The 8,109-nt window shown below is 64.9% G+C and carries 8 protein-coding genes; 4 read left to right on the top strand and 4 right to left on the bottom strand.

The genetic code is table 11. The annotated features are described in order from the left end of the window. Positions 1-243: 243 nt before the first annotated feature. Positions 244-1,911, bottom strand: coding sequence for an ATP-binding domain-containing protein (locus J7024_RS29085; protein WP_124828328.1), 1,668 nt, complete (start codon positions 1,909-1,911; stop codon positions 244-246). 132 nt (positions 1,912-2,043) lie between these two features. Beyond that, complete coding sequence (locus J7024_RS29080; RefSeq protein WP_124828327.1) at positions 2,044-2,898, bottom strand: helix-turn-helix domain-containing protein; 855 nt, start codon at positions 2,896-2,898, stop codon at positions 2,044-2,046. 497 nt (positions 2,899-3,395) lie between these two features. Between J7024_RS29080 and J7024_RS29075 the strand changes: the two genes are divergently transcribed. After that, positions 3,396-3,605, top strand: a complete 210-nt coding sequence (locus J7024_RS29075; protein ID WP_124828326.1) for a hypothetical protein — start codon at positions 3,396-3,398, stop codon at positions 3,603-3,605. Here J7024_RS29075 and J7024_RS29070 read toward each other — a convergent pair. Continuing rightward, positions 3,596-3,955 (bottom strand): hypothetical protein, encoded by a 360-nt coding sequence (locus tag J7024_RS29070; protein ID WP_124828325.1) that lies wholly within the window; start codon positions 3,953-3,955, stop codon positions 3,596-3,598. The genes J7024_RS29075 and J7024_RS29070 overlap by 10 nt on opposite strands. Between J7024_RS29070 and J7024_RS29065 the strand changes: the two genes are divergently transcribed. Next, the gene (locus J7024_RS29065) at positions 3,939-4,214 is read left to right on the top strand and encodes a hypothetical protein (protein ID WP_234745672.1); all 276 of its coding nucleotides are present in this window, start codon (positions 3,939-3,941) and stop codon (positions 4,212-4,214) included. The genes J7024_RS29070 and J7024_RS29065 overlap by 17 nt on opposite strands. A 171-nt stretch (positions 4,215-4,385) precedes the next feature. Here J7024_RS29065 and J7024_RS29060 read toward each other — a convergent pair whose 3' ends face one another. Beyond that, a complete protein-coding gene (locus J7024_RS29060; RefSeq protein WP_124828419.1) occupies positions 4,386-4,667 on the bottom strand; it encodes a hypothetical protein in 282 nt (93 codons plus the stop codon). A 952-nt stretch (positions 4,668-5,619) separates the two neighbouring features. Here J7024_RS29060 and J7024_RS29055 point away from each other — a divergent pair. Together J7024_RS29055 and J7024_RS29050 are read left to right on the top strand one after the other, a co-directional pair. Further along, positions 5,620-6,954, top strand: coding sequence for an NAD(P)/FAD-dependent oxidoreductase (locus J7024_RS29055; RefSeq protein WP_124828323.1), 1,335 nt, complete (start codon positions 5,620-5,622; stop codon positions 6,952-6,954). A gap of 60 nt (positions 6,955-7,014) precedes the next feature. Next, on the top strand, positions 7,015-8,106 hold the full coding sequence (locus J7024_RS29050; RefSeq protein WP_124828322.1) for a potassium channel family protein: 1,092 nt from the start codon (positions 7,015-7,017) through the stop codon (positions 8,104-8,106). The last annotated feature ends 3 nt before the right edge of the window (positions 8,107-8,109 follow it).

Raw genomic sequence — 8,109 nt, 5'->3', positions numbered from 1 at the left:
CCTGGATGATCCGGGTGAGAAGACTGGCACACGGTGGCATCCTGATGGCAGATCGTAAGTGAGCAAACCCGCTGATGTGTGGAGCGGACGGCAATGAGCGGAACTTCAAGGGCGCGGGCCGGAAAACAATATCGACAACTGTGCCGACGGGCTGAGTCGGGTAGTGGCGCGTTTCGCGTTTCGCGTCACGCGAAGGGCGGTGCGGCCAGTGCAACGCGTGCCGGCGGCCCACCGATGGCGGTATCAGCTCGCCGCGAGCTGCACGGCCGCCCGCGACGACGCGACGAGCAGCAGTTTCATCGTCGCGCGTGTCGCACCGACGAACAGCTTGCGAGCCGCACGCGCATCGAGCGTTTCGAAGTCGATCTCGGTGAGGATCACGCACGGCGCGGACTGTCCCTTGAAGCGGTAGATCGAATCGAGCAGCACGTCGCCTTCGCGATATTCGGGGTTGCCGAACAGGTCGTACTTGCCCGTGAAGTGCTTGATCCGGTGCGGGCCAAGCTGGTCGAGCGACGCGAGCACCGAGCTTTCGCGGCCGCGATACGACAGCACCGCGATGTCCTGCTTGCGAAAACCGAGCGACAGCGCATGAGTGATCGCGCGCTTGGTCGCGTCGATGCAGGCTTCGGCGAGCGCGTTGCCCGATGCGCCATCTTCCCCGTATGACGAAACCGACGGATCGGAACCGTCGAACGGGCTGCCCGAGTGCAGTTCGGCCGCAAGCGGCTCGACGCGGCCGACGACGTCGCGTACGAATTCGAGCAGATCGCGCGGGCTGCGATAGTTCGTCAGCGCCTTCAGCGTGACCCAGCCGGGCAGCGCGACGGGCTCGCGCAGGTAGAGGTTCTGCAGCGGATCTTCGAGCCACCACCATGCGCCGTCCGGCGTGAGCAGGCGCTCCAGTGCGGCTGCCCACGGCGCATGGAAATCCTGCCCCTCGTCGACGATCAGGACGTCGAAGCGCCAGTGTTCCGGAATCGGTGCTTCCGCGAAGCGCGCCTCGAGTCGCTCGAACGCGCCGGGCACGGTGAAGTCGGGCGTATAGCCGCCGTCGCGCGCGACCCAGTCGCACAGCTGATGGTAGTTCGCGATCTTCGCGCCGGCCGGCGCGATGCGTGCGATGTAGTCGGCGAGCGGCCGGTTGAAACACACATAGAGCACCCGCTTGTCGGCAGCGACCGCGTCGCGCATCGCCTGCACCGCAAGCTGCGTCTTGCCTGAACCCGCGGTGCCCGTCACGCGCAGCCGGAACGGCGTGAATTCGAGCTGGCGCGCCCATGCGGCAAGCCCGCCGGACAGTCGCGTGACGAGCGTGCCGGCCTGCCCGACGAGCGCGCTGGTGTCGGGCGTGAGCGCCAGCTCGTCCGCGAGGAAATGATGCAGCTTCGATGCGTTCGGCAACGGCGCGTCGTGTTCCGGCAGGATCTGCAGGATCACCTGCGCGAGCTGCGCCTTGCGCGACGCGTCGACGATGCGGTCGGCCGCGACGCCGGCGATTGCCGTTTCACGGATCGAGTAGTCGGGGCAGTACAGCAGCGCCTCGACGCCATAGACGCCCGCGCCGAGCGCGGCGGTCAGGCGCCGGTGCAGCGTTTCCTGCGTCCGCGCGAGCTGGATCGGGACGTTGCGCTCCTTCTGCAGGTAGACCTTCACGAGCCCCTTCGGCGTTTCGCGCAGGAAACCGGCCTTCTGCTCGATCAGCAGCACGCGGCCGGCCGGGCTCACGACGACGAACGCCGCTTCGCCGAACACCGAGAAGCCCTGATCCGCACGCGTCCAGTGCACGCCGTGATAGACGGTGTAGCTGTCCGGCAGCGCGTGTTCGAGGGCCGCGAGCGTTTCGCGCTCGCGTTCGGCCGCGCCGGTGGCGGCGAGGCTTTTCCAGTCGTCGGGAATGAGGCGGGCCATGAGCTCGGGCGGCGGATGCCGATAAGGGCGTGAACAGGTTCGGCTATTGTACTGAGGAACCTGTTCACGACCGCCGCGCAGCACGGACGTTGGCCGTTCGGAAGAGGGACGGTTGCAGCGGAAGGCCGCGAACTATCCGCGCGCGAGCCGTTTTGCGAGATCGGCGCTGAGGATTGCCATGCGTGCGGGTTTTTCGTAGCAGACGACGTCGAATGCGCGGATCACTTCGCTGATGTCGGCTTCGCTCGCACGGCCTGTCAGCAGGTCGCCCGTCAGTACGAAGATCGGTGCGCCCGGATTGTCGGACGCGCGCACGGCCTTGATCGCGGTCGCGGCGGTGCTGTCGTCGAACAGCCATTCGGTGACGACGGCGTCAAATGCCTGGCCCTGCAGTGCGTCGACGAACGGCGCGAGGCCGTCGAACGCGGCGGTCGCGAAACCCTGCCGTTCGAGATAACGGCACAGCTCGGTCGAGCTGACGCGATCGGGATCGATCACTGCGACGACGAGCTTGTCGCTCTCGGCGCGGCGCGGATAGATCTCGATCTTGTGCACGTCGTACGCGTTCTGGTACAGCACGCCGGTATGGCGCAGCACGCGCCAGCGGCCGTTCTGTTCGTACGCGACGAATTCGGGGCGTGCACCGGCTTCGAGCGGTGCGCCGATCCATGCGGTGCACGGAATTTCGGCGACGCCGGCATACAGGACCGCCTCCTGCGAATAGGCGCCGACCATGCCGGGGTCGAGCGCCTGTGCGCCGAACAGTTGGGCGGCGGGCTCGCCGTAAGCTTCGGCGACTTTCTTGATCTGCGCGAGGGTCCAGGGACTGCTGCCACGCAGCTTGCGGTGGCCCTGCGAAAAGCTCAGGTCGAGGATGCGGCACAGCTCGGTCGTCTGCTGGCGCTTGCCGATGCCGTTACGGCTCATCAGCTCGCGCACGCGCTCGGCAACCGCGAGGGAATCCGTGGTGATTGCTTCAGTGGTCATGCTACGGGAACGGATCGTGACACTCAGAATGACGCCTTGCGGCAGTCTCGGCGGACAGTCTTGACGACGTCCAGTGGCGAGCCGACCGGCCACGCGCGGAAAAGATAACTTTACCGCAAAACAGCGGTTATTCCATGCGGTGAAAAGTGCGTTTGTGTGAAAGGTGTGTCTTGACGTTACGCTTGATCGCGGTTGTTGCGCGAGCGCAAAAGAGACGTTGAAAACCTGCAAGCGCGGATCCCGGCTTGCCGCGCGCATATTCCACGTGGCTCGGCGCGTAATGCACCGCGGCGGGGACGCGATGCACCAGACGTGGGCGTGGCGTCGCGACACGATGGCGGCATCGTGACCCTCGCAGTCGACAATTCTGCACAGGACATTCGGCGGAGTGGATGGTTTCCTCTAGTGAAACCGGCGTAGATACATTTATCGGCGAACCCGAACCTACGGCGCTCACATGCTACGATTGCCTGTCTTAAAAAAGATGCGTTGAACCGATGCAGAAGAAATTTGTGATGCGCGGCTACGAGATGAACTGCGAACCGCGCGTGACGGCGGACGGCAAGTACGCCGCCCAGGTCGAGGTCACGAAGCTGGGTTTCAGCCGCGAGGCGGCGTTCCGCAACCTTGGCGAATTCGACACTGAAGCCGAAGCCGTCACCTATGCGCAAAAATTCTCCGAAGAGTGGCTGAGCCGCTACGCGTAGCGCACCGGATACCCGCGCAATGCGGGTGCCGGATCGACCGGCGAGACGGCGTCCGTTGATCCGCTGGCGTCCCCATTCATCTGAAGCAAGCGAAACGACCGACGCGCCAGCGCGTGGCGTGGCGGTCGCGTGCGTTCGCGCCTGCGTGATGCGGCGATACCGGTTTCCCGGCCGATGGCTTGCGGCGTGAAAGATGGCGCGTCCAGCCGGTAATGGCAGGCGGCCGATCCAAATTCATGCGCAAGAGTTGCCAATGCCGAGAGAAATTTGTAGATTGATGCCTCACGTTGTGAGGTGCCGATCGTTTCGAGGTAACGCAACTGGAGACTGCGAATGTCCACCTTGTGCATGCAGACCGTCGTTCACGGTAAAACTGTCCAGGTCGTGTTGTCGCTCGAGAGTCGATCAGCCAGGATTCACATCGTCGACGACGAAGCGGGCAACTATCCGCCCCGCACGATGAGCATCGATCAGTACATTCATGCCGGCATGGGGCAGGACGAAATCGCCCGGCATGTTCTCGAAGTCGTCACGATGTCGGTCGAACGGCTTGCGAGGCTGCAACCGTTCGATCGCGCGGCCGGCACGCATACGCGTTACTCATACTGATTGATTGCGGCCGTACCGGGGGAGTCCCGGCGCAGACCTGCGCCCGCCGTTTTCTCGCCCCTCGCTGCTTCTGCCGCTTCGCCTGCGCCTCGCGCGGGCGGTGCTTGCGATGACGAAAGCCGGGGGACGACGAGCCAGCGTGGACCGATCCGGTCCGGCGGGCATGCCCGTTCATCGCGCCTTCAACATTTCGTCGGCGAATCGATAGGCGCTGACCGCGCGTTTGGATTCGTAGTCGGCGATCGTCGACACGTTGCGGCCGGCGTCGCGTGACAGCAACCCCTGCAGCGCAGCCGCGGCGAAGAAGTCGCGCAGATCGGGCGTTGCCGACTTCGGTTCCGGCGGCGGTGTCGCGACCAGCGGGTCCGACTTCCAGAAAACGGGTGACGGCGTGGATGCTTTCGATACGGCAACTGTTTTTTTGATGCTCACATCCTGGGACAACGGCATCATTTCTACCCCTTCGATCAAGTATCGGTTGGCGAGGCAACGTAAGGTCATCGTTACATGGCGAACAGCCTGTTTTTTATATTTTTAGAAGTACTGGCCAATAGATCGACGCGAATATGCACCGGTAATATGCAATCCGTCAAAGAAAATAAATGAGTTCCAATTCTTCGTTCAGGGAGCACGATCCGTTCCCGAGCGCGACAAAAGAAATCGCATGCGTCGCTCGAATCGACAGCGATGGTATGTCGGTGAGAGTTACGTTCCGATGACGTTCAGATGTATCGGATAACGAACCGATGCATGTACCGATTTGGGTGTCGATGCGTGTCGTCGAGGGCGGGCGCGATTCAGGAATCGTCTCGTAAGCATCGTGACGATGGCGAAAGCGTGTGCGGGGAAACGCGCGGCATTGCCGCCGGCATTCGCCGATTCGATTATTCCGGAATCACGCACGGCAGCGTGCCCGGTTCCGCAGGCTCGGGCAGCGCACGCTCGATCTTCTTTTCGAGCAGATAGCCGAGCCGTCAAAGCTCGGAGCCGTGCACGGGCATGTCCGGGGCGAGCACGCGGATCCGGCGCGATCCATCGGGGACGCGGGACGTCAATTGCCGTGGCGCCGGGCACAGGTGCCGCACGTCGTTCGCCATTCGGTCGGGTCGTTCAGCGTCGGGGGGAGCGAATGAGGGGAGGCCCATTTCTACTGCAGCGATACTGTATGGATGTACAGTTTGTCGCGCGGTAAGATAGTCCCGTCAAGGCGAAAAAATGGGGACGGCCGGCTGGCAAGAATGACGCCGTCGCATGCGGGTGCCGGGGGCGCGACAGCGCGGACTCGATCGCTCGCCGACCCGTTCGGACGTTTTCCGCGAAAATCCGGGGCAGAACAGCATCACCCGGCGCCCGTCATCGCATATGTCGATGCATGCGCCGGGCGTATCGACGCCAACAGAAAACAATGACGACAACCTATCCGCTGCATGATGCATTGAGCCACGCCGATACGGCGTTTCCGGCCGAAGCCGACATCGTGATCGCCGGGGCCGGCATCATGGGCTGCGCGGCCGCGTACTACCTCGGGCTGCGTGGCCTGAAGGCCGTCGTGCTCGACAAGTCGCGCATCGCCGGCCAGCAATCGACCCGCGCATGGGGTTTCGTGCGCCAGCAGGGCCGCGAGTCCGCCGAAGTGCCGCTGATGATGGCCGGCATGCGGATCTGGGAAGGGCTCGAGCAGGCGCTCGGCTTCGACCTCGAATGGCGGCAGGGCGGCTGCCTGTATATGGCCGACAACGAAGACGACTGGTCATCGTTCCAGGCATGGCTCGCCGTCGCGCGCGAGCACGGGCTCGACACGCGTACGCTCACGCGTGCGGAAATCGACGCACGCGTGAACGGCCTGTCGACGCAGGCGCGCACGCTTGGCGGGCTGTACACCGCGACCGACGGGCAGGCCGAGCCGCGTCGCGTGGCCGCCGCGTTCGCGGCGCGCGCGACCGAAGCCGGCGCGCGTTTCTTCGAAGGCTGCGGCGTGACCGCGATCGAGACGGCCGGCGGCGCGGTCGTCGGCGTCGTGACCGAGCGCGGCACGATCCGCACGCGGCGGGTGATCTGCGCGGCCGGCGCGACCAGCTTCCGGCTGCTCGACGGCGTCGGCATCCGCCTGCCGCAGCAGGCCGTGCGCGGCACCTGCATGCGCACCAACGTGCTGCCCGACGTGTCCGCGTCGACGATCTGGGGGCATGGCCTCGGCATCCGGCAACGCAAGAACGGCGCGATCAATCTCGCCGACGATATGCAGGTCGACGTCGACATGACGCTTGGCCACTTACGCGGATTGAGCCTGTTCTGGCCGGCGTTCTGGTCGCAGCGCGAGAAATTCCGGCTGCATCTGAATGCGGCGGCATGGCGTGATGTCTGCGCGCGCATCGGCGGCCGGGTCGACCCGATCGAGCCGCGCGATCCGCAGCCTCAGCCGAATCGCGCGCATGCGCCGCGCGCGCTCGCGAAACTCAAGGCGATCTTCCCCGCGCTGAAGGATGCGCAGATCGTCGAGGCGTGGGCCGGCCTGATCGACGTGCTGCCCGACGGCATTCCGGTGATCGATGCGCCCGGCACGCCGTCCGGGCTCGCGATCGCGACCGGCTTCTGCGGACATGGCTTCGCGATGGGGCCGATCGTCGGCCGGCTGCTGGCCGAATGGGTCGATACCGGCGCACCGTCGCTCGACCTGTCGGCGTTCCGTGCGCAGCGATTCGTCGACGGCACGATGGTGCGGCCGCGCAGCATGCTGTAACGCCAGCGCCCGCATGTTCCCGTCGTAGAATCGAGCCCGCATCGTTCAGGAGAATCCTCGTTGGCAACGCCTTCCCAGCGCCGCTCGTTGCGCTTGCGTCTGCGTCGTGCCCGTGACCCGTGGCAGGCGCCGCGCACGCGCACGCTGTTCACCCGTCCCGCGACGTCGCCGCGGCGTACGCTGCTGTTCCGCCTCGGCGCGGTGGTGCTGCTGTGCATGCTCGCGTTCCTCGTGCTGTATCTCGATCGCGACGGCCTGCGCGATTCCACCAAGAGCACGCCGATGAACGTCGCCGATCTCGTGTACTTCACGATGGTCACGGTCGCGACGGTGGGTTACGGCGACATCGTGCCGGTCACGGCGCGCGCGCGTCTGCTCGACGCGTTCTTCATCGTGCCGATCCGTATCGGCATCTGGTTCATCTTCCTGGGCACGGCCTATCAGTTCGTGATCCAGCGCGTCGTCGAGGAATTACGCATGAAACGCTTGCAGAAGCAACTGTCCGATCACATCGTCGTGTGCGGTTACGGCCTGTCGGGATCGATCGCCGTGCGCGAGCTGCTCGAAAGCGGCGTCGATCCGTCGACGATCATCGTGATCGATGCGCAGCAGCAGGCACTCGAGGCCGCGACGTCGCTCGGCGTGACCGGGCTGCTCGGCGATCCGGCGCACGAGGATCTGCTGCAGCAGGCACAGGTGCGCGCGGCGAAGGCCGTGATCATCTCGGTGACCGACGATCCGACCGCGATCCTGCTGACGCTGTCGGTGCGCAGCATCGCGCCCGAGACGAAGATCGTCGTGCGCATCCAGGAGAACCTGTATCAGCGGCAATTGCGCCAGGCCGGCGCCGACGTGATCGTATCGTCGACGAAGATCGGCGCGCTGCTGCTCGCGGACGCGGTGCATAGCCGGTACATCGTGCCGTTCGTGAACGACATGCTGTCGACGCGCGGGCGCGCGACGCTGCTTGAGCGCGAGGCATTACCGCACGAGATCGGCTGCATGACGAACGTCGTGCCGGGCGCGATCGTGGTCGGGCTCGATCGTTGCGGGAAGATTCTTTCGTTTTATGAGGATCCGCCGTGCCGGATCGAGGCGGGGGATACGCTGGTCGTAATTCAGTCGGCGAGGATTCCGGATGCGGATATTTGACGG

Origin of the sequence: Burkholderia sp. WTPI3, from assembly GCF_021483755.1 — a bacterium.
Lineage (GTDB): Bacteria > Pseudomonadota > Gammaproteobacteria > Burkholderiales > Burkholderiaceae > Burkholderia.
Note: the sequence above shows the minus strand (reverse complement) of the source record. Positions and strands in the feature narration are given on the sequence as shown.